The organism is Maribacter thermophilus (assembly GCF_001020565.1).
In the GTDB taxonomy this organism is placed as follows: Bacteria; Bacteroidota; Bacteroidia; order Flavobacteriales; family Flavobacteriaceae; genus Maribacter; species Maribacter thermophilus.
The window spans coordinates 3,099,796-3,122,215 of record NZ_LDAS01000001.1 but is presented as its reverse complement, the minus strand read 5'-3'; the positions used below and the strand labels follow the sequence as shown (position 1 = coordinate 3,122,215).

The 22,420-nt window shown below is 37.6% G+C and carries 26 protein-coding genes and 1 riboswitch; of the genes, 12 read left to right on the top strand and 14 right to left on the bottom strand.

Features of this window, described 5'->3' with window-relative positions; all coding sequences use genetic code 11:
• Window positions 1-298 precede the first annotated feature (298 nt).
• From AB657_RS13455 to AB657_RS13435, 5 genes are all read left to right on the top strand, one after another.
• A complete protein-coding gene (locus AB657_RS13455; protein WP_047246960.1) occupies window positions 299-1,591 on the top strand; it encodes a Glu/Leu/Phe/Val family dehydrogenase in 1,293 nt (430 codons plus the stop codon).
• Window positions 1,592-1,607: 16 nt separating this feature from the next.
• Window positions 1,608-2,027, top strand: a complete 420-nt coding sequence (locus AB657_RS13450; protein ID WP_047246959.1) for a GreA/GreB family elongation factor — start codon at window positions 1,608-1,610, stop codon at window positions 2,025-2,027.
• Complete coding sequence (locus AB657_RS13445; RefSeq protein WP_047246958.1) at window positions 2,024-2,416, top strand: hypothetical protein; 393 nt, start codon at window positions 2,024-2,026, stop codon at window positions 2,414-2,416. Before AB657_RS13450 ends, AB657_RS13445 begins: the two co-directional genes overlap by 4 nt.
• 58 nt (window positions 2,417-2,474) lie before the next feature.
• Window positions 2,475-3,320 (top strand): universal stress protein, encoded by an 846-nt coding sequence (locus tag AB657_RS13440; RefSeq protein ID WP_047246957.1) that lies wholly within the window; start codon window positions 2,475-2,477, stop codon window positions 3,318-3,320.
• Between the two features lie 120 nt (window positions 3,321-3,440).
• Window positions 3,441-4,694: a mechanosensitive ion channel family protein gene (locus tag AB657_RS13435; protein WP_047246956.1), complete on the top strand. Its 1,254-nt coding sequence runs from the start codon at window positions 3,441-3,443 to the stop codon at window positions 4,692-4,694.
• A gap of 48 nt (window positions 4,695-4,742) precedes the next feature.
• Here the strand turns inward: AB657_RS13435 and AB657_RS13430 are convergent, their stop codons facing one another.
• Entirely contained in the window at window positions 4,743-5,627 is an 885-nt protein-coding gene (locus tag AB657_RS13430) for an SdiA-regulated domain-containing protein (protein WP_084696433.1), read from the bottom strand.
• A gap of 226 nt (window positions 5,628-5,853) precedes the next feature.
• Complete coding sequence (locus AB657_RS13425) at window positions 5,854-6,531, bottom strand: response regulator transcription factor (protein WP_047246954.1); 678 nt, start codon at window positions 6,529-6,531, stop codon at window positions 5,854-5,856.
• A gap of 392 nt (window positions 6,532-6,923) precedes the next feature.
• Here AB657_RS13425 and AB657_RS13420 point away from each other — a divergent pair, with 392 nt between their 5' ends.
• From AB657_RS13420 to AB657_RS13405, 4 genes are all read left to right on the top strand, one after another.
• Window positions 6,924-7,310, top strand: a complete 387-nt coding sequence (locus tag AB657_RS13420) for a MerC domain-containing protein (RefSeq protein ID WP_047246953.1) — start codon at window positions 6,924-6,926, stop codon at window positions 7,308-7,310.
• A gap of 71 nt (window positions 7,311-7,381) precedes the next feature.
• Entirely contained in the window at window positions 7,382-7,639 is a 258-nt protein-coding gene (locus tag AB657_RS13415; protein WP_047246952.1) for a hypothetical protein, read from the top strand.
• Between the two features lie 276 nt (window positions 7,640-7,915).
• Window positions 7,916-8,104, top strand: coding sequence for a hypothetical protein (locus tag AB657_RS13410; protein WP_047246951.1), 189 nt, complete (start codon window positions 7,916-7,918; stop codon window positions 8,102-8,104).
• Window positions 8,105-8,128: 24 nt separating this feature from the next.
• The gene (locus AB657_RS13405) at window positions 8,129-8,452 is read left to right on the top strand and encodes a helix-turn-helix domain-containing protein (RefSeq protein ID WP_052958710.1); all 324 of its coding nucleotides are present in this window, start codon (window positions 8,129-8,131) and stop codon (window positions 8,450-8,452) included.
• 64 nt (window positions 8,453-8,516) lie between these two features.
• On the opposite strand, the gene AB657_RS13400 is transcribed toward AB657_RS13405, so the two are convergent.
• From AB657_RS13400 to AB657_RS13385, 4 genes are read right to left on the bottom strand one after another with little or no spacing between them, the layout of a single operon-like run.
• Window positions 8,517-10,478 carry a DUF2779 domain-containing protein gene (locus AB657_RS13400; RefSeq protein WP_047246950.1) on the bottom strand — a complete coding sequence of 654 codons (1,962 nt, stop codon included), beginning with the start codon at window positions 10,476-10,478 and terminating at the stop codon, window positions 8,517-8,519.
• A complete protein-coding gene (locus AB657_RS13395; RefSeq protein ID WP_157491748.1) occupies window positions 10,475-10,885 on the bottom strand; it encodes a GIY-YIG nuclease family protein in 411 nt (136 codons plus the stop codon). The genes AB657_RS13400 and AB657_RS13395 overlap by 4 nt, the downstream gene beginning before the upstream one ends.
• Before the next feature lie 32 nt (window positions 10,886-10,917).
• Window positions 10,918-11,373, bottom strand: a complete 456-nt coding sequence (locus tag AB657_RS13390) for a DUF6884 domain-containing protein (protein ID WP_047246948.1) — start codon at window positions 11,371-11,373, stop codon at window positions 10,918-10,920.
• Between the two features lie 13 nt (window positions 11,374-11,386).
• Complete coding sequence (locus AB657_RS13385) at window positions 11,387-12,085, bottom strand: hypothetical protein (RefSeq protein WP_157491746.1); 699 nt, start codon at window positions 12,083-12,085, stop codon at window positions 11,387-11,389.
• Window positions 12,086-12,662: 577 nt separating this feature from the next.
• Window positions 12,663-12,754: riboswitch (SAM-I-IV-variant riboswitch) on the top strand.
• A 306-nt stretch (window positions 12,755-13,060) separates the two neighbouring features.
• Here AB657_RS13385 and AB657_RS13375 point away from each other — a divergent pair.
• Genes AB657_RS13375 through AB657_RS13365 form a run of 3 tightly spaced genes read left to right on the top strand, consistent with a single transcriptional unit; the run spans window position 13,061 to window position 14,578 of the window.
• Window positions 13,061-13,531: a hypothetical protein gene (locus AB657_RS13375; RefSeq protein WP_047246945.1), complete on the top strand. Its 471-nt coding sequence runs from the start codon at window positions 13,061-13,063 to the stop codon at window positions 13,529-13,531.
• Window positions 13,532-13,571: 40 nt separating this feature from the next.
• On the top strand, window positions 13,572-14,105 hold the full coding sequence (locus AB657_RS13370) for a hypothetical protein (RefSeq protein WP_157491743.1): 534 nt from the start codon (window positions 13,572-13,574) through the stop codon (window positions 14,103-14,105).
• A 35-nt stretch (window positions 14,106-14,140) separates the two neighbouring features.
• A complete protein-coding gene (locus AB657_RS13365) occupies window positions 14,141-14,578 on the top strand; it encodes a hypothetical protein (RefSeq protein ID WP_047246943.1) in 438 nt (145 codons plus the stop codon).
• 103 nt (window positions 14,579-14,681) lie between these two features.
• Here the strand turns inward: AB657_RS13365 and AB657_RS13360 are convergent, their stop codons facing one another.
• From AB657_RS13360 to AB657_RS13325, 8 genes are read right to left on the bottom strand one after another with little or no spacing between them, the layout of a single operon-like run.
• Window positions 14,682-15,047, bottom strand: a complete 366-nt coding sequence (locus tag AB657_RS13360) for a hypothetical protein (RefSeq protein WP_232304886.1) — start codon at window positions 15,045-15,047, stop codon at window positions 14,682-14,684.
• Window positions 15,048-15,062: 15 nt separating this feature from the next.
• Window positions 15,063-17,519: an EcoAI/FtnUII family type I restriction enzme subunit R gene (gene hsdR, locus AB657_RS13355; protein WP_047246941.1), complete on the bottom strand. Its 2,457-nt coding sequence runs from the start codon at window positions 17,517-17,519 to the stop codon at window positions 15,063-15,065.
• 18 nt (window positions 17,520-17,537) lie between these two features.
• Window positions 17,538-17,768: a hypothetical protein gene (locus AB657_RS13350; protein WP_157491741.1), complete on the bottom strand. Its 231-nt coding sequence runs from the start codon at window positions 17,766-17,768 to the stop codon at window positions 17,538-17,540.
• Window positions 17,746-18,198, bottom strand: a complete 453-nt coding sequence (gene tnpA, locus AB657_RS13345; RefSeq protein WP_047246939.1) for an IS200/IS605 family transposase — start codon at window positions 18,196-18,198, stop codon at window positions 17,746-17,748. The genes AB657_RS13350 and tnpA overlap by 23 nt, the downstream gene beginning before the upstream one ends.
• Window positions 18,199-18,203: 5 nt before the next feature.
• On the bottom strand, window positions 18,204-19,523 hold the full coding sequence (locus AB657_RS17735) for a restriction endonuclease subunit S (protein ID WP_052958709.1): 1,320 nt from the start codon (window positions 19,521-19,523) through the stop codon (window positions 18,204-18,206).
• Window positions 19,520-20,386 (bottom strand): ORF6N domain-containing protein, encoded by an 867-nt coding sequence (locus tag AB657_RS13335; protein WP_047246938.1) that lies wholly within the window; start codon window positions 20,384-20,386, stop codon window positions 19,520-19,522. Before AB657_RS13335 ends, AB657_RS17735 begins: the two co-directional genes overlap by 4 nt.
• A 1-nt stretch (window position 20,387) precedes the next feature.
• Window positions 20,388-20,846, bottom strand: coding sequence for a GIY-YIG nuclease family protein (locus AB657_RS18250; protein WP_084696432.1), 459 nt, complete (start codon window positions 20,844-20,846; stop codon window positions 20,388-20,390).
• Window positions 20,843-22,318 carry a class I SAM-dependent DNA methyltransferase gene (locus AB657_RS13325; RefSeq protein WP_047246937.1) on the bottom strand — a complete coding sequence of 492 codons (1,476 nt, stop codon included), beginning with the start codon at window positions 22,316-22,318 and terminating at the stop codon, window positions 20,843-20,845. The genes AB657_RS18250 and AB657_RS13325 overlap by 4 nt, the downstream gene beginning before the upstream one ends.
• Window positions 22,319-22,420 lie beyond the last annotated feature (102 nt).

The window sequence follows — 22,420 nt, the reverse complement described above, 5'->3', positions numbered from 1 at the left end:
CAGAAACTCTAGGTTTGTTCAATGTTTGGGGATAAGGGTCAGGTAGGTTTTACTCGTTTTATAGGTCTTATTCCATTAAGAGATGATTTATCCAAGAAGCATTTGCAGTACATGTAAACATCGCATAAAATGCGTGTTGACTACCGACAAAACAAGAATAAGTTCTTGTAGCGAGTATCATCATATTTATGATAAAAATTCGAATACCCTAAACTACAGGAGGTCAAAAATACCAAATTATAAAAGTAACCGTTAAAAAAAGAAAATTTAAAAACGGTTTCATTTTAATACCAAAACTATGATTGCAAAAACATCTGCACCCAAAAAACAAAGAAAGCAGGGCATGTTGGATAATGTCATGAGACAATTTGACAATGCGGCTGATATAATTGGGCTTAATCCTAATATTAGAAAAATATTAGAGGTAACAAACAATGAGCTTGTAGTTCATTTTCCCGTACGTATGGACGATGGTGAAGTGGAGATCTTCACGGGCTACCGCGTACAACACAATAACTCTTTAGGCCCCTACAAGGGTGGGCTTCGTTACCACCCTACGGTAGATATCGATGCTGCAAGAGCCTTGGCCATGTGGATGACATGGAAAACTTCTTTGGCAGGTTTGCCCTATGGTGGAGCTAAAGGTGGAATACAGCTAGACCCCACAAAATATTCGGATGCCGAGCTAGAACGTATTACCAGAAGGTTTACCTATGCTCTTGGTGACAATATAGGGCCAGAACTGGATATTCCGGCTCCGGATGTAAACACCAATCCGCAGACAATGGCATGGATCCTAGATACTTTTATGTCTACAAAGTCTCCATCAGAACGTTCTACCAATATGCATGTGGTTACAGGTAAACCCATTGGTGCAGGGGGGTCTCAAGGTAGGGACAGGGCCACAGGATATGGGGTTTTCTTAAGTATAAAATTTTGGGCCGAACACAAAAACATTGACCTAAAAGACAAAAAATTTACGGTACAAGGTTTTGGTAACGTTGGTTATTGGGCCGCTCATTTCTTAGAGCAAGAGGGTGCTATCATGACCGCGGTGCAAGATGCTTACGGTAGTATTGTTAACGAAGAAGGTATTTCTGTAGAAAACCTTTTGGAATATACCAAGGCCAACAAAGGTAGTATTGTGGGGTTTGCAAAAGCAAGGTCTATAGACAACAGTGAATTTTTTGGGTTGGATTGCGACATCTGTATTCCTGCAGCCTTGGGCAACCAAATTACCGAAAAGAATGCTTCTAAGATAAAAGCATACCTCATTGCAGAAGGTGCCAACGGACCTACCGATGTCAAAGCAGAACAAATATTGCTTGAAAAAGGGGTGGAAATTATTCCTGATATACTTTGTAATTCTGGCGGGGTAATCGGTAGTTATTTTGAGTGGTTGCAAAACAGAAACGGAGAAATCTGGCAATTGGAAGAGGTGATGGCAAAGCTGGAAAAGAAACTTAGAGAGTCTTTTAACAAAGTCATGGAAACTTCTAAAAAACGAAATGTAGACCTAAGGTCCGCCGCATTTATTATTGCAATAGAAAGATTAGAGGAAGCTTATGTACAACGTGGAATTTTTCCATAATTAAAATCTGGTTAAAATGAAATATGGTGTATTGGTCATAGAAAAGAAAGAATATGTACTCTTAAAAAAGTTAATGAACCTGTCGGGGTACTATAAAGATAGTACCCTTGGCAAATCTGTTCAAAAACTTGTGGGCGAAATGGAGACCGCCAAAATCTATGACGAAGCCGATATGCCTGCCGATGTTATTCGTTTTAACGCTACCGTAACCATAGTCTCTGAAAATGGTTGGCGGAAACAGTTTAAGTTGGTAATGCCCAGCGATAGTGATGTAAAAAGTGACAGAATATCTATTCTCACCCCTATGGGGGCCGCAGTAATAGGTTATAGCGAAGGAGATACCATTGTTTGGGAGTTTCCTTCCGGAGAGCAAAGACTCACTATTGAAAAGGTAGATCAAGAGAACGAGCGTATCAATTTAAATATGGTCTTATGAACGGGCTTACACCTTTTTATAACCATGAATCCGACGATAGAATCATGGTGAAAAAAGATACGTTGGAAGTCCGTAGTTGGACTCATGATCTAGAGTATATCAACGAAGAGCTCGATTATTTACTGGATATTGAGGATTGTATGCTCAATAACATTGAAATATACGTACAGTTACATACTATACGAAGAGAAAATACTATAAGATTAGCAACGTTGTACCGCTACCAAGGCACTATTAAAAATGCCATGGAATGCGATACCCTTCAATGCGATTCTTATTATCTAAACACTCACGAAAAAAATCGTGAAGCTTATATCTCGCATATTCAGAAATATCGAGATATAAAATCAAAGGTTTTATCGAAAATTTTATTGCATGCCAAAAGATAATGAAACAACATAAGGTCTAGGACTCATAATGTCGGCGGCCATAAACTAAAACTAAGCCATGGGAAAAAATATATTATTGCCGACGGATTTTTCAAGAAGTTCATGGAGCGCCATTCAATACGCCACAAAACTTTTTGAAGATTGTGATTGTGATTTTTATATATTGAATACCTATGCAAAAGAAACCCACGGTCTAGACAACTTAACGCTTTTAGATCCTGATGAGGCTTTCAATAAAATGTCGGAGAAAAAATCAAAAGAGGGGCTGGGCAACACCCTGGCCCGTCTTACCTTGTCAAACAACAACATAGACCATCGCTTTCACGTATTATCTAAATCTAACTTGTTTATAGATACCGTTAAAGATGTTGTTCATGACCTTGCCATAGACATGATCGTAATGGGTGCCAAGGGCGCTGGTAACAGAAGGGGAAACAACTATGGTAAAAACACCTTGGCGGTTATAGAGAACATAAGAAAGTGCCCTATTCTGGTGGTTCCGAAAAATGTTTCGTTCAACTCTTTAAAAGAAATAGTTCTGGCCACCGACTTTAACACCAATTTTAACCGTTACGAAGTAAAATGTTTGGCAGAGATTGCCAAATTAACGAACGCAAGTGTGCAAATATTAAGTTTGACGGATGCCAAAGAACTCTCTTTTGAGCAAAGAAAGAACAAAATTTTGTTGCGAAAATTTCTACACGGTATAGATCATGCCTTTAATGTATTGCACAATGTTGAAATGCCTACGGCCATAAGTTGTTTTATAGAGAGCAGAAAAAGCAACATGGTAAGCTATATCGACAAAAAACCTTCTTTCTTCAAAAAACTAGGTTTCGGCAAGCCTACCTTGGGCAAACTAGGGTTTTATAAGCATGTGCCCGTATTGGCCCTACATGCATAGAGCAAAGATTGTCCCTTTTGCCGCCACATTCCCTAATTTTATGTTATAACTACCGGTAATAAACTATAATTGCCGTTCTTGATGTAATTTTGCGCTTTGTTAAGTTCAAAACAAACCACCATGAATAACGGACTGTCGCGACTTTTATATCACTATCTTTTGGAAACAGGTATGAGCGAAAAGCTTGCTTCATACTTGAACCTATTGGTTTTATTGGTTGGAGGTTTAATTTTAGCCTTGTTTCTAGACCTGGTCATCTGGAAAGTTTTACGATCTGTATCGCTGCGATTGGCCAGAAAATCTAAGACCAATTATGATAATTTTTTAGTGACCAACAAGGTACCCAGATACCTAGCCCATATTCTTCCGTTGTCTATCTTGTTCGAGTTGCGCCCTTACACGTTCATAGATTTTGAATATGCCGGCAACATAGCAAATAAAATACTTCAGATTGCCTTTGTGGTATTGACCCTTTTGATCGTTAAAAGTGTTTTTAGAAGCACCAACGACTACCTAAAGACCAAACGTAGGTTTCGCGATAAACCAATGGATAGCTACATACAGGTGTTCATGATCTTTGCATGGTTCATTGGCATCCTAACCATTATTGCCATCATCACAGAGGTACAGATATGGAAATTTTTTACCGCCCTAGGGGCGGGCTCGGCCGTAATTCTACTAATATTCAAAGACTCTATTCTTGGGCTCGTGGCCAGTATACAGGTAAGCATCAACGATATGGTACGCATCGGCGACTGGATCACTTTTGAAAAATATGGTGCCGATGGTGGTGTGATCGAAATTACCCTTGCTACGGTAAAAGTGCAGAATTTTGATATGACGATTACCACCATACCTACCTATTCGTTAATATCCGACTCTTTTAAAAACTGGCGGGGCATGCAAGAAGCAGGGGGAAGACGTATTAAACGCGCCTTGATTATTAGCCAAAAGAGTGTCCGGTTTTTAACAAGCGAAGATGTGGAGAACCTTAAAAAAATTCAACTTATACAACCCTATCTTACCACAAGAAACGAACAGATACAATCGTATAACACTACAAACGAAATAAATAAAGAATTGGAGATAAACGGTAGAAACCTTACCAATATAGGGGTCTTTAGAAAATATGTGAACGATTATCTACAGAGCCATTCTGCGGTTAACAAGAGTATGACCTTAATGGTACGACAATTGGCACCGACGTCGCAAGGTATACCCTTAGAGATCTATGCCTTTAGTTCCGATAAAAGATGGGAAAATTATGAATATATCATGGCCGATATTTTTGACCATCTTCTGGCGGCATTGCCTTATTTTGGACTAGAAGTTTTTGAACTACCTACTTCTTTACCCAAAATACCACAGGCCTAACCATTTATCTTTTAGACAGGGGGGTAACGGCGGTAATACAACACCTGCTCAATGGGCCGATTGTAGTTCTGTAATGGTACCTACACTGTTCTTTCCTCCTTCACTAGATAGGTACAACGTACCGTTGGGGCTGAACGTAATACCTTCTGGCTGCGGAAATAATGTATCGTCTAATGTATATACGCTTTTTGCTTTTCCGTTTTTGTCTAAAATCAGCAATTTTGCATCCGCCCCGTCTAACAGATATATTTCTTTAGTTTGGGGATGAATGGCCATATCAGAAGGGCGAAAGGTTTTGTGAAGTTTCTTTTTTCTGTGATGTTTTAAGACCTCATCGGCCATATCGATCTTAAAAATCGGTTTTTCATCAAGTACTTTATCCTTTAAAGAAAAGGCATAGACCCCTTTATATCTATCCGAATCAACTCCGCGCTCTTTTGGTATTACCAACAACCGGTCGTGTTCGTTATCAAGCTCCAAACTCTCCATATCGTTCTTTACACTAAATATGGTTTTATACTCCGTTAGTGTTCTATTCTGGCTTTTGTAATTCTGGATGATAGAAATTTTACCATTGCTCTCCAACACAAAGGCGTTGTTATCGTTAATCGCCAAGCCTTCATAGTCACCGGCACTTCCAAATTCGATTTCCTGCACGACCTTTTTTTTAAGTAGGTCATAAATAAAAATGATCCCTTCCTCATCTTGTACCGCGGCAATACTAGTATCATTCAGCCATTCTATAGCGGAAATCTCTTTAAGTTGTTCAGGCAGTTCCCAACGGCCCGCCACTTCATACCGTACTTTGTCCACCGCATCATCGGGGCTCAAACCCTTAAAGTTCGCATAAAGAAAAACCGACCCTATAAGTAGTGAGGCCAAGGTCCAAAACTTCACTTTCACCATATTCAAATTATAGCATTTCTCGTTCATTTTTTAATCTTTTGAATCTTCTGTGCAGGTTGGTTGACTTAAAATTAGGCTCGAAATCTGTAAAGACTTTGGAATTAAGTCAAGAAGTAGCCTTTTATCACATTTTTAACCTATATGAACCTAAGGCAGAGCCCTAAAAAAGCCCTTTTTATAAAATTTATAGCGCTGGGTCAAAGAATAGACCATCCCGGTCTCCCCTATAACGGTAGACACCGTATTTTTCTTTTTAAATGCCCTGTAGTTTATACCCTACCCCATACACCGCTTCTATTTCAATGGCGGCCCCGGCATCCGAAAGTTTTTTGCGAAGGTTCTTTATTTGAGAGTATATAAAATCGAAACTATCGGCCTGATCTATATGATCGCCCCATACATGTTCTGCCAAGGCCATTTTAGTTACCAAGCGCGTTTTATTAGAGATCATATACAGTAGAATATCATATTCTTTGCGGTTAAACATGGTTTCTTTACCACCTATGCTTACACTCCTACTCTCAGGATCAATAACCAGATTGCCTATTTCTATATGTTTATTGCCTTCAAAACTACGTCGGCGTACAACCGCCTTAACGCGGGCATGTAACTCGGCCATATGAAAAGGTTTTGGCAAGTAATCATCCGCCCCTAGGTCAAGGCCCTTTATGCGGTCGTCTAAAGAATCTTTTGCAGAAACAATAATTACTCCATCCTCTTTTCCAAGACTTTTTAGTTGTTCTAAAAGGGCCAATCCATTACCATCGGGCAGGGTAATGTCCAATAAAATACAATCGTAATCGTACACCCCTATTTTTTCTTGGGCCGTAGTGTAATCAGAGGCGGACTCCACAATATACTTTTCTTGCTCCAAAGTCTGGCGCATATTCTCTAGCATCTGTGGCTCGTCTTCAACTATCAAAATCTTCATCGGTATCCCGTTTTATGACAAAAGTAGGATAGAAATCTAGAAAAAAATGGGAATCCCTCACTTTAGCCAAATGAAAGAACACCCAAAATGATTGTTACCGATAAAAAAATCCTGAATAGACATAAACCAACCTACATTAAGGTGTATGTACTCTTTTTATAAATTATTAATGCGATATTGTTGCAATAAGAAAAATTCTTCTTAAGTTTGACAAATCTATTTAAGACCGGATGATAAAAAATTGGAAAGAAATTTATTCCCCAACAATAAACAAAGTGCCCTATACATATAAAAAGGCGTAAGGACTTTGTTCTCAAAATAAGACACAGCCTTCGGACAAATACCTGTCACGCTACCCAGAAACTTTTAGTAAGAATACATTAAACATAATAATGAAGATAAAAAATCAAACTTTTGATATAATTGCGTTAACCAGTTCGTTCATTTGCGCCGTTCATTGTGCGGCAGTGCCCATTTTACTCTCGTTTTCATCTTTATCGGGGCTACATTTTTTGCACGACCCTATTATAGAGTGGTCGTTTATTGCGCTGGGTATATTGTTCGTCTTTATTTCTCTTTGGCCAAGCTACAGAAAAACACATCGCAGATCCAGCCCTTTGGTTATTGCTGCCGTTGGCTTTATTCTAATTGCCATAAGCAGGTTTCATTTTAGTGAAACCTGGGAAACCGTAAATACGGTAAGTGGAGCACTATTGGTTTCATCGGCCCATTTTGTAAACTGGAAACTATTACGCTCTAAAATACATCATGGACATTGATTTTATGTTCGATTCTGATTACCCACGTAAAAAGCTATCATAAACATAATAATGGCTAATGTAATTTTATAATGACGAACGACCCCCAGTTGACCATGAATCCGTTATTCGTTAATTGGTCAGAAAGTGCCGAACCGTCCTCCCTAGAAAGTGATGGTAGCTCTTATTTAAAATCTTTAGAGCTGGCAACACCCTATAAAGAAGAGGTTGAGCAATTATTTGTTTCCAATCGCATTCTTTTTCAGCAGTTGAAATTTAGTAAGCGCCAACAAGCGAAAATAAGATTTGCATTACAAACCCCTAAGGGACTCATTAAATTTGGGAAATGAGGTGTGAAGGAGGTGGTTTGTTATTTAAATGGCTGTTGTAGTTCTTTTAAGATACTCCGGCTTTTGGTTGAGCAATTCGAATATTCGTTTAAAAAGCCATTTCCAACTATAACACTCCTAATAGTCTCACATAGGAATATTGTTAAAAAATGTTCACAACTGATGCTATACCCTCCACAAAAAAGATATTACGGCATTGCAAAAAGATATCAATCTGATTAAACTTTTACTAAAAATTAGAACTCTTTAACTTAAAAATAGTCCTTAAATCTAACGATGGAAAACTCTTTTGAAATTATAGATAAACGATTAGAACGTATCGAGTTATTGCTTGAAAAACTGTTTCAAAACCAACAACAAAATAACATATCAGAAAAAACTGATTGCGAAACTAAAATGCCTAGCCAAGAGGAAATGGATGCATATATTCTGAAAAGGTTTTTTAGCGATAAGAAATATGACTAAATACAATTTTATTAAAACATAATTATGGAAAATCCTTTCGAAATTATTAATGAACGGCTAAACCGGATTGAAGCATTGCTAGAAAAGCTAGTATTACAGCAAGAAGGAGATATAGACAAAGCCCGAAGTAAACCCATGACAAGTTTAGAACTCAGCACTTATTTAAATCTGTCAGTTTACACCATTTACGGTCTTGTGCATAAACGTTCCTTACCTTTTATTAAAAAGGGTAGGCGTTTATATTTTGAAAAGAAAGAAATTGACAAATGGTTAATGCAGGGTAGGCAAATGACTAAAGATGATCTTAACCTAAAGGTTGATGAGTATCTAATGAGAAATCCTCGTTAAGGAATTACCACCATATTAATGAAATAATCTTTTTACTATACTCTTCTATGTAAAATGTGAAGTTTCATACACAAAGATCATACTTAAAATGCTCATAGATCATGACCATGGCCAAAGTATCCAATTCGCAATATTTCAACAAGGCGTTGGTGATTTCATCACGTTCTTTTTGGTCCATGTCGGTGTATTGTAATTTGGCATAAGCCGTTAAAGCCGCACCACCATCGGCAATACCTTCCAATTCGGAAATGGTGTCATCCAATTCGAGCATACTCCAACCCTCAAACAAAGGAGGTAACATTTTATACGGATTAACAACTCCCTCATTGTTTTTTTGGAGCCAAACATGATCCGGTTGAAAATTGGTACTACCGACTCCTATTGTTCCAATAGGTTGGCTATACTTTTCCTGTAAAAAAGTACTGGTGTCCAAACTAGCGGGCAAAACGGCTTTAATGCTATTTGAGCCTTTGGTCAACGGATTGTAATAATAGTCTTTGACCACTTTGTTCAAATCCACCATGCTTCGCCCACCGACCCATTGATCCACATTGTTTTTAGTCGAAGTAGAAATGGATTTTAAAAAGGCAATTAATTCGGTGGCGTCTTCCTCTGTACCTGCCTGTAATTGGGATATAATAGCATTGACAATTGTGTTTTCATGAGCTGCGAACCTGAAAATTGTCCCTTCATCTTCGGATAGGGCTTTTTTCAGAGCACGTGCAAATTCGAAATTGGGAAATTCCCCAGGGGTGTTATTGATGTATTCATTTCTATGCTCAATACTTCCGTCTTCGCGTAATTGATGATGGGAGAATTGGAAAGCTACTTGCTCATACGGATTTCTATCTTTGGTGAAAGGCAAGGCTACGGTACTGGTTTCAAAATCTATGAAATGCAATGGAAAATTCCATTTAGCCATTTCTTCTTTCAGTTCCTCTCTTAAAACAAAAATGGAATCGTCCTTTTGTTGGGCTTTTTCAATTTGGACCCACTGCCGTTCGGAAGATGATAACCTTCCCGCTTCCACTTTTATATTGATGTCTTCCTCGGTAAGTTCATCCATCAGCAGGCGGTTTTCTTCAACAAGGTTCTTGCCCCTAAAATTCCATATCTCAAATGCATTGGATTTTTCAAAGTCCCGATCCTGCCATTGATGTTGTTTTTTAAAGCAATATTTAAAACCGGATTTCAACCCCTCCCTTTCCTGCTCTGGAGTGGTTTTAAATTCACAACCTTTACAACTGCTGAAATTCGTAGGCCAATTTAAGTACTCATTATTTTGGTAGGCGTCTTTAAACAAAGTAATGGATTCCAAAAAAGAAAGGTTGTCAAAATAAGGGTGTTCGTTTGCAATAATACCATTGATTAGGGCATCCACATTGATTTCCGAAAGCACGGAGCCCCCAATTTCGTCTATAGTAGATATACCACTAACCACATCGGTTCTTGGATTTCCCTCTTTGGGTATCCTAAATAATTGATTTAGGCCATTCACTTTGGCGGTTTTTGTTTTGTCCGCCATCAAGAGATAGGCTTCAAAAGTAAATTGGGGATACGCTTTCTGTGCCACATACTTTTGAAAAGCCAAATCGAAAAGGTATGATTTCCATCCTTTATTGATTCCCCCTCGTTTTCCCAAGAATAAATATTCATCATTGGGGTCAAATGATTTAGCCTTTACCTCAATGAGCTTAATATGGTTTTCTCTTTTTGAAAGAATGTCCGTTCGGATAAAAAGTCCTTCGTGTTCAAAGGCCGCTTCGTATATGGAAATAGCATCTTTTCCCAGTTGTTCACGGGTAAGATTTATTGCCCGGTCATATTCATGGTTTTCCGTATCAATAAATACGCCTTCCGGGTAATGTAAACGCGCCAAAGCCTCTACCTGAAATCCTCCTTTTGCCAATGCCAACAAAAACGAATCGTCAAGACTTTGATTCGCATATTCTTTTTTTGATGTAAAATACAGTTTGTTAGGGCATTCCAGTCCAAGTTTAAAACGTGATTTGGTTAGGGGTTTCATACAGATTTAATGACCTTTCTTACATTTAGACATGGCTTCATTTTTTGAATATAATCAGTTTCTATTTCTTGAAGATTATCCGTTTCAAAAACCTTGCATTCAATCGAAAAGTTAGAGCATATGAACTCTTTGGTTTTTTCCCTTAAAATTTTATTTTTTTTATCTTTTACATCAAACCCCAAATACAAACCTATCTTTCTAACAAACGTAGCTCCTTCAAAATTTGACCAGCCCATTTCTTGCCTTGCTCTTTTTCTTAGATCACTTGTTTTTGTTAGGTTGGCTTTTCCTATATAGGCGATATTGCTGGAATATCTATAATCCAAAACCGAACAAATATCTTTCAAAACTTCTATATTTAATGGCTTAATGAGATAGATTCCTTGCTTGTTTTTAAAATTAGACAAGTATAATTCAATAGATTGTTCCATGCCTAGTCTTAGTTGCTTTTGAATCTTGCAATTTCAGTATTCAGAAATTTTAATCTTTCTCCTATTCTTCCATTAAGTATCATCGATTCCGAGCTAATCTTACTGGAAAGAGGGAGAAAGTATTCTTTTCCACCAAGTATCAATATTTCATGCTTTTTAAAATCTGTATATTTGGACAGTTGCTTTAATACTATTTTACCCCATTCTTGTTTGTCTTTTGAACTCAATATTTCTAAAGAAGGGTCTTTCTTACTAACATTGCTAAGAGTCGTATTGTAGGGTTCGATAATGTCATCAAGCTTTACTAAATGATGTTTAGCAGAAAGTATAAAGATATGTTCAGGGTTCAAGAGTTTAGCATATTCAAGACTCTTTCTAAACAATGGGCTTATATAAAGATTTTCTGCCTGAGTAGCAACTTTACCCTTCTTAGAAGAACAGGAAATCAGTATAATTTTTCTCATAATTTATTAGTATTTATTTTAAGGTTAAACTCTCCAAAACCTCTTGTAATTGTCCACTCCAGAAGAATTGTTCGCCATCTTCTTTTCTATAAAGTGAAAAACCCATTAAGAGGTGTTTTTTATAATATAATTTAGTGACCCTGAAATCTTTCATGGCTACCACCGTATTCCATTTTTTTGAATACCCGTTTTTTATTCGTTTAAAATAACGTGTCTCACATAAATGATATAATCGCAGGTCCGAAAAACCAGAACTATCAATGCAATACATATTTTCCATAAACGGCATATCATTTTCAGTGTTGGAAAATCCGTTCAAAATTTCAAATTCCTTGGGGGAGATAATGGAATTTTTTTGTTCTATGATTCTCTTCACTACTTTATGAACTATAGAAATAGAAATTTCATCTGTATACTTAATTGTAGTGGCCTTCTGAATCAGTTTTTTATAGAACGGTTTCATTTTTAAATTTAGTACATGGTGCCCGTATAAAATTCCTGCTAATCTTTCATTTTCAAAGATTACATAAATGTTCCTTATCTCATTTTTATCATGCAGGTCTTGTATACCGAACAAATGGATGAGCATTTCTTTAAAATCTTGACCGATACCTCCGTTTTCTTCAATAAAACGTTTGGTATTCGCTTGAGTGATATCTTGAAAATCAATAACCTTAATTTCTTTTAAGGAGTCGTATAATAATTTCCACATGTGGTTATTTTTTAAGTTTATAAATAACATAAACCAGAATAATTGGCCATAATAAAATATAAACGACTCTGTCGCTATTTGTTATTTCTATATCATCATCTTCATCATACGAGGGCATATCATTGATTTCAGAAGTCAGAATAGTCAAAGACAAACCAATAATTAAGTAAATAGAGAAAATTTGCATAGGGTATCTATATTAGGTTAATATTCAATTGTTCGGAGAAAATGTTATCCTATGAAAATGAATATATTGGAAGGTTTTTAGATAAAAAATACATTATTTAAAAAATAGCTGAAAAAAATATTTTATGTTAAAAATTCGCGCGTGTTATCGATAAATCACCTGTCGAAAGACATTATTAAAATCTAAAAACAGCTATTTTATTTCCCATGAAAGGTATGTCTGTGAAATACTTAAATTTTTAATTTCCCGTAAATTTTTATGTTCACAGGATATGGGTTTATGGTTTAATTCAAAGTTCTATTTAAAAGGAATAGATTCTTATTACCGAAAAAACCATCCTTAAATCGAAGAATTTTGGAGCTGGGCTACCCTATTCCTATTTTCGCTTCAGAAATACATCAAGAACCCTCAATGGGTGCCAACCGAGCACAAAAGCCGCGGTGGTTCAGAATGTGGACAGTCTGTCAAAATAAATGATTTCAACTTCATTTATATTCTGATCATGATGCATCAACCTTAAAAAGGATGTGTTATGTACTATTTGTTTATTTCTCCAAATGGAAGCTCTGAAACTTTTAAAAAGTTCATAGAAGGTCCTAAATCGCTACTTATCAAAACTTCACTTGCCCGACATATCGGACAAGTTGATATTTATACTATCGACCTAAGAATGCAAATCTTAAAACTCCTGGTTCTTCGAAAGACATTTTTATAGTACGGAAGTATTTTACCCATATAGCAATCAGGATTAATGATCATTGGACATACATAATTAAACATACAGGAATATGAATGCAATAAAAGAAAAAAGTAAAAATGGTCTTCAAGAATATTTTACGGTCGGGACCACAAAAACTTTCCAGATGGATATGGACAAGGCCCTAAAAACCATGGAACCTACCGAGGTGTTGCAAGTGCTTTTAAAATATGATATCGCTTCTAAACCCGAAGGAAAGGAGTTCTTGGAAATTTATTCCGAAATGATGAGCGGGTGGCAGAAGGAAAACCAAGGGTCAAAGGTGGTTAGTGAAGTAACAACATCCAAAAGTCGATGTAGTGCCTGTTTCTTAGGGAAATGTATGACCGTATATGAATTTGAATACAAACATTCAAAAGCACACGTACCCTATAACCGTGTCATTTATCGTTATGATTTCGGAATGATGTACGATGTTCGTGATGGCATATTGTACGATCTTACCATCTGCAATTCCTTTTTATCAAAGGGTGAGTTGCAGGAATTGAATAAACCTTGCTAAAACAAATAAAATAGTTATCCTAATCATAAAACCTACTACTATGTACAAACAATTGTTTTTCCTTTTAATAATCCTAATGGTTACCCCTCAAATTTCAAAGGCACAAAAAAGTGATAGTCCTATTTGGGCGAAATTCACCATTACAAGAGCAATAACAGGCAAGAAGGATTCCTCGAAAGAATTAGTCAAGGCCGGTGCATATACTGCATTTTATACCAAAAAAAATAACGATTCACTTTATATGGCCAATGTTTTCTCAAAGCGAAGTTCTGAAAGTTATGGCCCCATTGAGAATATTAAAATCATTCAGAAAAGCAACTTAGAAGAATATAAATATGAAGGAGTTCATATGTCCTTCAAGTGGCATTATAAAAACTCCTATGATGACAACCAAGGCATAGCGAAAGTCAGTGTTATTATGGTGAAGGATAAACCAAAAGGTTCTGCTTTTATCATGAGGATACTTGCCGATAATAATCAATTTTTAGAGTATGAAGGTGAAGTAGATGGTGTAATCAACGACCGACTATTCGAATACCTTGAAGAGAAAAACCATAGTGCTGAAAATCTATAAAGCGTTTAAACATCCCCCAGATCAGCTAAAGTTCTTTGGGTTTCTCCTTTTTCCAATTAAACATACATGGATTAACCCCTATTGGTTTTGCCGTTTCGGTAAATGATGTCTCTAGGTTTAAAAGAAGAATAGAGGCGTTTGGTTTTCAAACCAATGGCATCAACAACTGGTTGAGAAAAAAAACAGAGCCCAAAGAGTTTCAATGTAATTTTATAATGACGAACGACCCCCAGTTAACCATGAATCCGTTATTCGTTAATTGGTCAGAAAGTGCCGAACCGTCCTCCCTAGAAAGTGATGGCAGCTCTTATTTAAAATCTTTAGAACTGGCAACACCCTATAAAGAAGAGGTTGAACAATTATTTGTTTCCAATCGCACTCTTTTTCAACAGTTGAAATTTAGTAAGCACCAACAAGCGAAAATAAGATTTGCTCTACAAACCCCTAAGGGACTCATTAAATTTGGGGAGTGATGTGTTAAGGAGGTGGTTTAACCGCTTGTTAAAATAGAGATTGGTTATTGCAGGAAGTATCTTTTTCTTTAATGATTCTTATAATTAATTGTTTTTTTACTAATTACTCAAGTTTATACACTGATGCCGCACCATAATAACTATCTGTAACTTCTAAAATGCATTCTTCACCATAGCCTGCATATCCATAATAACCAATAAATGTCACAAATAAATCCGTTCCTTTTATTTCATATAAATCTCCTGGGCCATCAGTTATCTCTATTTCATATAGACCCTCATCTAAATTCAAATCTGTTTTAATAAAAATAAAATCAATATCATCGCCATCTTCATCTAGACTTTCAGAATCCAATTCTACTTTCTTATAAAAATCATCTACGGTATATGATTCTAAGTCATCAAGATTTTGTGCTTTGATACTTTGTGACATTAGTAATACAACACCTAAAAAAAGAAGCTTTATCATATCTTAATTTATAATTTAACTCGCTTGACCATCATATAACCTAGCCTGAAACCCAATAAAAGTTTCTCTAATCGATTTAATCTCCCCCAATTCTCTTTTGGCGTCCGCTATGGCTTTGTATTTCAATTCCAATAGTTCTGGAAGCTTTGAATCGTCCAACTCGTCTACACCTTCTTTTACGTATTGATCCAATACAAAATTCAAAAACTCCTGTTGCTTGGGGTTGTAGTCGTCCAGCTGAATTTTTGCTTTTTCCGCACGTTCCAATCTTAGTACAAGCTCTTTGTGATAGGCCACATAACCCAATACATCAAAAAGATCACTGTCTTCTCCGTGTATTAAGTTCCTTAAATCTTCCAGTTGACTTTCGGTATAGCCTTTATCCTTTAATTCTTCCAATAGTTTTTTTCGGGTACTAGGTAAACTCCAAATTTTACGCAATTCTTCCTCATCTTTAATGATTCCGGTAATGTCTCCAAATAACTGCTGCATAAATTCTTCTTGGCTAATTTGACTACCGTCAGAGCCCCAAAAAGTAGTTTTTACCGTGGCATCTATTTCACGTTCTTTACCATCAGACAACTTCACCTTTACTATTTGCCTTGGTGGTGTTTCGCAAACACAAGGGTCGTTTTCACATTCAGGACAAGGTTCGGAGTCCGGTTTTTTGCAAACGCAAGGTCTTTTTCCACAAACATTGCAAGGTCTTGGTGTTCCCCCTGTCGGTTCTTCTGGTTCTAAAGGTTCGCCATCCCACTCCGGGTCTTTAAAATGCTTGTGTGCCCTTACAAAATCATAAATAGTGAAATAATCTTTTCCATCAAACAAACGGGTTCCCCTACCTACGATCTGCTTAAATTCTACCATCGAATTTACGGGACGGAGCAAGACAATGTTCCGTACCTCTGGGGCATCTACACCTGTGCTCAATTTCTGTGAAGTAGTGAGGACCGTGGGAATGCTTTTTTCATTGTCCTGAAAATCCGCCAGGGCCTGTTCGCCTATTTTACCGTCTTCGGCAGTTACACGTTTACAATAGTCGGGGTTTTTGCTATCGCATTCTTGGTTAATGATATCCCGAATTGCAGCGGCATGGTCTTGAGTGGCGCAAAACACAAGGGTTTTATGGTTTTGATTAATTTCTTCAAGAAATTTTTTTACCCTAAAACGCTCTATTTGAGCTACCATTATTTTTCTGCCATAATCCTTATAGGTAAAATGGTCGCCGATCTCAGCTTCCCCACTTATTATGGTGTCATCTGCCGTAAGGGTGTATTCATCGTAGTTGGTCTGTATTTGTTTTACCCTAAAGGGCGTTAAAAACCCATCGTTAATGCCTTCTTTTAGCGCATAGGTGTAAATGGGCTCCCCAAAATAGGCGTAGGTATCGGCATTGACATCGCGTTTAGGGGTGGCTGTTAACCCTAATTGAACAGCTGGGGAGAAATGTTTTAAAATTTCCCGCCAACTGCTTTCGTCATTGGCTCCCCCTCGGTGACATTCGTCTATAATGATAAAATCAAAAAAATCGGAAGGATATTCCCCGAAGTTAAAATGATTCTTTTTGTATTCCTCTTGGGGTTCTGCAGCACGGGAAAGGTCTAGGTTTTCTTCTATTTCTTCTTCCGTTTGGGCCTCTGTCATAAAGGTTTGGAAAATGGTAAAAAAGATACTGCCATTTTTAGGGACTTTACCCGTTTTTCTGATTTCGTCAGGACTAATGCGTTTGAGGATGTTTTCATCGATATTCGCAAAGTCGATAAAGGAATTAAATGCCTGATCGGCCAATACGTTTCTATCGGCCAAAAACAAAATACGTGGACTACGTGAAGCATCTCGTTGTAAATTCCACTTGGTATGGAATAGCTTCCAGCAAAGGTGAAAGGCCGTAGCTGTTTTTCCTGTTCCCGTGGCCATGGTAAGCAGTAAGCGGTCTTTTTTCTCGGCAATGGCATCGAGGCATTTTTCCACGGCCGTACGTTGGTAGTAACGGGGTTTGTATTGCCCTTTAAACAATGGAAAGGCTTCGTTTCTAAAGCGTTCTTTCCAGTTTTCAATTTCTATTTTATACGCTTCTTTGGGTTGTGGATAGGTCATTCCCCATAGTTCATCCGGACTTGGGAATTTCGCCACATCACCTTCGGTGCCTTCTTGCAAGTCGGCTCCATAGATCTGTAAACCGTTGGTGCAATAGGTAAAGCGAATGTTTAAACGCTGGGCATAATCCTTGGCTTGCCCTAAGCCATCGGTATAGTATTTATCTCTTGCCTTGGCCTCTACTACACCAATGCGTCGGTTCTTATAAACCAAAACATAATCTGCCTTTAAAGGCTTGGTGCGTCTATTATGGCCTAATATACGCCCTTGGGTAATCGGGAACTCCAATACCAAACGGCTGCCTTCTACAACGCCCCAACCAACGGCACGCAATGCGGGCTCTATTAGATCGTGTTTGGTTTGTGCTTCGTTCATACTAATATTATTTCGTCCTTATATGGCTATTTTAATGGTGTTCAATCGGGGTGGATTATTATCCAACTCTTGCGTATATGGGGTAGGATTGTCATCCAACCCTAGATTATACCGTCCCTTCGGGACTTGGTAGCGAAATCCCGAAGGGATGTAATTTTTTAAGGTAGGACGAAGTCCTGCCGAATAGTATATAGCTTCATAAAGCCCTGAAGGGGCGATATAATTTTCAATCCCAAACATAGTCTTCATTATAATCAACGTTATACTTGGTCAAAAATGCTCGGTACTCTTCTTTAAAATCTTTTTTTCGGTGGTGCTCGTGCTGGTTTTTAATGTAGTTAATTACCACATCAACCTCACTTGGGTTTACCGAAAATGCTCCGTATCCATCTTGCCAAAAAAAGTTGGCTAAACGCGCATCTTTCGTTTTTATCCATTTACTGGAGTATGCCTTTACCTTTTGTACCAAGGTCATCAGGGCTATTTTTTTACTAAGCATGCACAAAATATGAATGTGATCGGTATAGCCACCAACGATTAAAACCGGGCAATCTAACTCCTTACATACACCGCCTATATAGGCATGTAGTTCTTGCTCATAGGGTGGAAATATAAGTTCCTCTCTGTGCTTGGTGCTGAAAACGATGTGTATGTAGTTTTGTACGAGTGACTGTCCCATACTTTTTATATCGCCCTTTCAGGGCTTTTTTTGTTGGTTATGCGTTCGGAAGCACTACGTGCTTCCTTACTATGTTTTGTTCCCTTTTTATCGGAAGCACTACGTACTTCCTTCTCGTACCGCGTCCCTTCGGGACGGGTTAACTCTCCCGAAAACGCTTTTTGTAAAATGGATTTTTTAAGCTCTTCTAAGTTGGTGAGGTTTTTTTGGTAGTGGGATTCGATGTTATAAGTTTTTTTCTTTAACTCATTTAGCGAGTTTACAATCTCAGCCTGTTTGCTTTCACTCGGTACAGGAATGCTATATTTTTTCAATGTTGAAATAGTAAGTGCACTATATGCTGAACCTTTTGACATTGAGTTAAGTTGCTCCACATAATTACTTAGGGCATATTTTAAGTAATAAGAATTCAAAGTGTCGAAGTCTTTCAACCACATGATATTTCCATCTTTAAAATAGAACTTATCATCTTTTTGCACTACATACATTTCTCCTATTGTACCAACAGCAGTAAGCAAAACATCGCCTTGTTTTGGTATGCCAAATTTTTCTTTTATCTCATTATATCTTTCTTCTGAAATAAAGAGTTCTAATGATATTTCTTTACGATTACCCAATTCCTTTATCTCTTTAGAACGATAAAAAGGAACTCCTTCTTTCACATATTCCTTTTTGAAGATTCTTTTACTGGAAGTTAAAGTTCCTATTTCTCCCAAAGTCTTCTCCTCCCATCCTTCTCCTTTCTGTGAAAATATTTCATTGAGTTTAGATTGAAACAACTCTTTGTCGTTGGCTATATTTTTCTCAATATTGGCTTTGGCTTGGTCTATGGCGGCAAAGGCTTTATCGAGTATCGCTACGATTTGTTTTTGTTCGGGAAGGGGTGGGATGGGGATTGGGAAGTTAATAACTTCATTCATGTTTGCTCTGGGCATTCTTGCCCCAGTCCAAGTAGAGTTTATTTTAGAAACCGTAGTTTCCATAATTAACCAATAAAACAGGTATTCCCTTGTTATGTTTTCATTTGTTTTGATAGGAAATATTTCAGTTGAGCAATGCCCTTCAAAATATGGAATAAGAACTTTATTCAAATAAGGTCTAAGTCGACCATATAGTATGTGATTTGAAGAAAATTTAAAAGTTGAACTTTTTACGTTAGTTATACTGAAATCACCAATGTATTTTCCAGTATTTGACTCAATATGTTCTAATCCAACATAAGGTAAATTGTTTCCTTTGTATTTGTTTTTCTCGTAAGTACAAACATCACCCAACTTTTTCATTTCCCAACCCTTCGGCAGGCTCAGTGCATCGCCTTTCTTCATATCAACTCTTTAATTTGGTTAAAAATACTAACAGAAGCCTTTTCCAATTTAGAAAAAGCAAACCATTTTTTACCTAAATCTTTAAGGCTGGCTCCTATATGGTACACTTCTGTTTGGTCTATAATTAAAAACCTATCGTGGGCATTTGCAAATTTTACTGCTTTAAAGCTTGGGTATTGTGTATTGGCTTTTGTAATATCTAATTGCAGCTTTTTACTTATCGTTTTGCTAAGCAATAAAACTTCTACACTTTTTTGTTTTTTGGTCAATTGCGTTATTACAGTATCATCTATGTAGTTATCTATAAGTATGATTTGCTTTTTGGCCTTTTTAATCAAGGTATTTATAAAATTATAGGCATCATAGGTTTGTCCGTTAAAAAAAACACCTTGTTTGTGTTCCATTTCTGGTGCTTCAAGAGCTTTAAATACTTGTTCAAATTTGTTGTCGGTTTCTAGTTTATGTTGCTTAAAATCTTGAGATAATTGCAAAAGTGTAAGGTTATTGCCTATGGTTTTACGCATTTGTACAAAGGCATTCATTATCTGTATGCTTACTTGTATGGCCACATCGCTTCGCAATACGGCAGAAAGCATGGCTACACCTTGCTCGGTAAATGCGTAAGGATTATTACTGGAATGTTTCAGTTTTTCAAACCGGTCACAATTTGTGACCAGTTCAATTCTTTCACTATCATTTAATTGAAATCTAAAGGCTTGTGGAAACCGTTCTGAATTTCGCTTCACAGCCTGATTGAGTACTTTGGTTTCTACTTGGTACATTTCTGCTAAATCCCTGTCTATCATTACAGGTTCGTCCCGAAAAGTAAAAATTCTATTTTCTATCAAAATTAAATTACTCATATCAGCTCTTTAATTTGTTAGTGTTGCCTTCGAGAGCCTCAGGCAACAAATTAGCCTCAGGCAACGGTTTCGCCTCAGGCAACGGGTTCACTTTCGAATCGGCGGCTGAGCACTTCGGTGAACTCAGCATACCAGCTCTCAAAACGGTGGCTGAGGCACTCGAAGCCACCGTTTTCAAATCCCTATACGCCAAAGAAAGTTCAGGTAATTTTTCATGAAACCCATTGATTAAGGCTTCTTTCTTTTTTCTGCTCCACCCTTGTACTTGTTTTTCTCTGTAAAAAGCCTCATCAATGCGTTGAAACTCTTCAAAGTAGACTAATTTAACAGGCAATCTTTTTTTAGTATGGTTAGCTCCTTCTCCGTTTTGGTGTTGTTGTATGCGCAAGTCCAAATTATTGGTGCTACCTGTATAGTAGCTTCCATCAGTACATTCAAGGATATACATCCATCCCCTCATATCAACTCCTTTATTTGATTCAAAATTGAGCTGGTCTCTTTATCCAACCTCTGCATTTCCTCCAAGATTTCTGCTGGGCTTCGCAGTGGTGCTTCTTCGGGTGTGTTGGGGTTTTTTGGGGATAGATCTAAGGTGTCTTCGACAAGCCCAGACACCGAGATGTTCCAACTTTTTTCGGTTTCAGCACCTTTAACGCCCGCAGAGGTTCTCGAAGCGGCCAAAGTCACGAACTCTTCCATATCCTTATCGTTCAAAGGATTGGTTTTACCCATGTTTCTGCCTGGGTCTAATTGATAGTACCAGATATTTTTGGTGGGTTCGCCTTTGGTAAAAAACAAGACAACCGTTTTTACGCCTGCTCCTGTAAAGGTACCTGCCGGCATATCCAATATAGTATGTAGGTTGCAGCTTTCCAATAAATGCTTGCGCAATGAAACAGAAGCGTTATCGGTGTTGCTCAAAAAGGTGTTTTTGATAACAATGGCCGCTCGTCCGCCCGTTTTTAAACTCTTGATAAAGTGTTGTAAAAAGAGGGAAGCTGTTTCGCCCGTTTTTATATCAAAGTTTTGTTGTACCTCTTTGCGTTCTTTTCCGCCAAAAGGTGGATTGGCCAAAATAACATGGTAACGGTCTTTTTCCTGTATGTCGCGTATGTTCTCGCCAAGCGTATTGGTGTGAATAATGTTGGGCGCTTCAATACCATGCAGAATCATGTTCATAATACCGATGACATAGGCCAAGTTCTTTTTTTCTTTGCCGTAAAAGGTGTCTTCTTGAAGTGTTTTAAGGTTATCGGTGGTTTTGTCCATGCGCTCGTACATATACTCGTAAGCTTCGCACAAGAAACCACAAGAACCTGCCGCACCGTCATATACTTTTTCGCCGATTTGTGGGTCGATTACTTGAATCATGGCACGAATAAGCGGTCGTGGGGTGTAGTATTGTCCCCCATTTCGCCCGGCATTGCCCATGTTCTTAATCTTGGTTTCGTACAAGTGGCTCAACTCGTGCTTGTCGGTACTGGCACGAAAGGGCAATTCGTCTGCATATTCTAAAATTTCGCGCAGTATGTAACCACTTTGAATTTTATTGTTCAGTTCAGAGAAAATTTCGCCAATCTTATATTCAATGGTTTTAGGGTTATCGGCTTTCTGTTTGAATCCGGCCAAGTATGGAAACAATTGGTTGTTCACAAACTGCACCAAGTCCGTTCCCGTTTTGGCCTTGTGGTGGTCCAGTTTTCCGTCTTCTCCTTTTGGCATTGCCCAATTTGGCCAACGGTATGCTTCATCTAAAATGAAGTTGTATTCCCCTCCACGCAGTGCTGCTTCGTCCGCCTTGTCTCGTTCCAATTCGTCCAAGTAGCGTAAGAACATGATCCAAGAGGTTTGTCCTATGTAATCTAATTCGCTGTCTGCTCCCGAATCTTTATAGAGCAGGTCATCTATATTTTTAAAAGTCTGTTCGAACATTTCTAGTATTTATTTCTTCCTAAAAATAGAAAAAGGCAGTCTCTTGACCTCTTTTAAACAACTCTTTTTTGAAATGGAGCACAGGTCCATTTTTAGAAACCT

Bases quoted from the DNA above. Each gene is read 5' to 3' on its own strand.
- AB657_RS13455 (WP_047246960.1), top strand. From the start codon at position 299: ATGATTGCAAAAACATCTGCACCCAAAAAACAAAGAAAGCAGGGCATG.
- AB657_RS13450 (WP_047246959.1), top strand. From the start codon at position 1,608: ATGAAATATGGTGTATTGGTCATAGAAAAGAAAGAATATGTACTCTTA.
- AB657_RS13445 (WP_047246958.1), top strand. From the start codon at position 2,024: ATGAACGGGCTTACACCTTTTTATAACCATGAATCCGACGATAGAATC.
- AB657_RS13440 (WP_047246957.1), top strand. From the start codon at position 2,475: ATGGGAAAAAATATATTATTGCCGACGGATTTTTCAAGAAGTTCATGG.
- AB657_RS13435 (WP_047246956.1), top strand. From the start codon at position 3,441: ATGAATAACGGACTGTCGCGACTTTTATATCACTATCTTTTGGAAACA.
- AB657_RS13430 (WP_084696433.1), bottom strand. From the start codon at position 5,627: ATGAACGAGAAATGCTATAATTTGAATATGGTGAAAGTGAAGTTTTGG.
- AB657_RS13425 (WP_047246954.1), bottom strand. From the start codon at position 6,531: ATGAAGATTTTGATAGTTGAAGACGAGCCACAGATGCTAGAGAATATG.
- AB657_RS13420 (WP_047246953.1), top strand. From the start codon at position 6,924: ATGAAGATAAAAAATCAAACTTTTGATATAATTGCGTTAACCAGTTCG.
- AB657_RS13415 (WP_047246952.1), top strand. From the start codon at position 7,382: ATGACGAACGACCCCCAGTTGACCATGAATCCGTTATTCGTTAATTGG.
- AB657_RS13410 (WP_047246951.1), top strand. From the start codon at position 7,916: ATGGAAAACTCTTTTGAAATTATAGATAAACGATTAGAACGTATCGAG.
- AB657_RS13405 (WP_052958710.1), top strand. From the start codon at position 8,129: ATGGAAAATCCTTTCGAAATTATTAATGAACGGCTAAACCGGATTGAA.
- AB657_RS13400 (WP_047246950.1), bottom strand. From the start codon at position 10,478: ATGAAACCCCTAACCAAATCACGTTTTAAACTTGGACTGGAATGCCCT.
- AB657_RS13390 (WP_047246948.1), bottom strand. From the start codon at position 11,373: ATGAGAAAAATTATACTGATTTCCTGTTCTTCTAAGAAGGGTAAAGTT.
- AB657_RS13385 (WP_157491746.1), bottom strand. From the start codon at position 12,085: ATGTGGAAATTATTATACGACTCCTTAAAAGAAATTAAGGTTATTGAT.
- AB657_RS13375 (WP_047246945.1), top strand. From the start codon at position 13,061: ATGAATGCAATAAAAGAAAAAAGTAAAAATGGTCTTCAAGAATATTTT.
- AB657_RS13370 (WP_157491743.1), top strand. From the start codon at position 13,572: ATGTACAAACAATTGTTTTTCCTTTTAATAATCCTAATGGTTACCCCT.
- AB657_RS13360 (WP_232304886.1), bottom strand. From the start codon at position 15,047: ATGATAAAGCTTCTTTTTTTAGGTGTTGTATTACTAATGTCACAAAGT.
- hsdR (WP_047246941.1), bottom strand. From the start codon at position 17,519: ATGAACGAAGCACAAACCAAACACGATCTAATAGAGCCCGCATTGCGT.
- AB657_RS13350 (WP_157491741.1), bottom strand. From the start codon at position 17,768: ATGAAGACTATGTTTGGGATTGAAAATTATATCGCCCCTTCAGGGCTT.
- tnpA (WP_047246939.1), bottom strand. From the start codon at position 18,198: ATGGGACAGTCACTCGTACAAAACTACATACACATCGTTTTCAGCACC.
- AB657_RS17735 (WP_052958709.1), bottom strand. From the start codon at position 19,523: ATGAAGAAAGGCGATGCACTGAGCCTGCCGAAGGGTTGGGAAATGAAA.
- AB657_RS13335 (WP_047246938.1), bottom strand. From the start codon at position 20,386: ATGAGTAATTTAATTTTGATAGAAAATAGAATTTTTACTTTTCGGGAC.
- AB657_RS18250 (WP_084696432.1), bottom strand. From the start codon at position 20,846: ATGAGGGGATGGATGTATATCCTTGAATGTACTGATGGAAGCTACTAT.
- AB657_RS13325 (WP_047246937.1), bottom strand. From the start codon at position 22,318: ATGTTCGAACAGACTTTTAAAAATATAGATGACCTGCTCTATAAAGAT.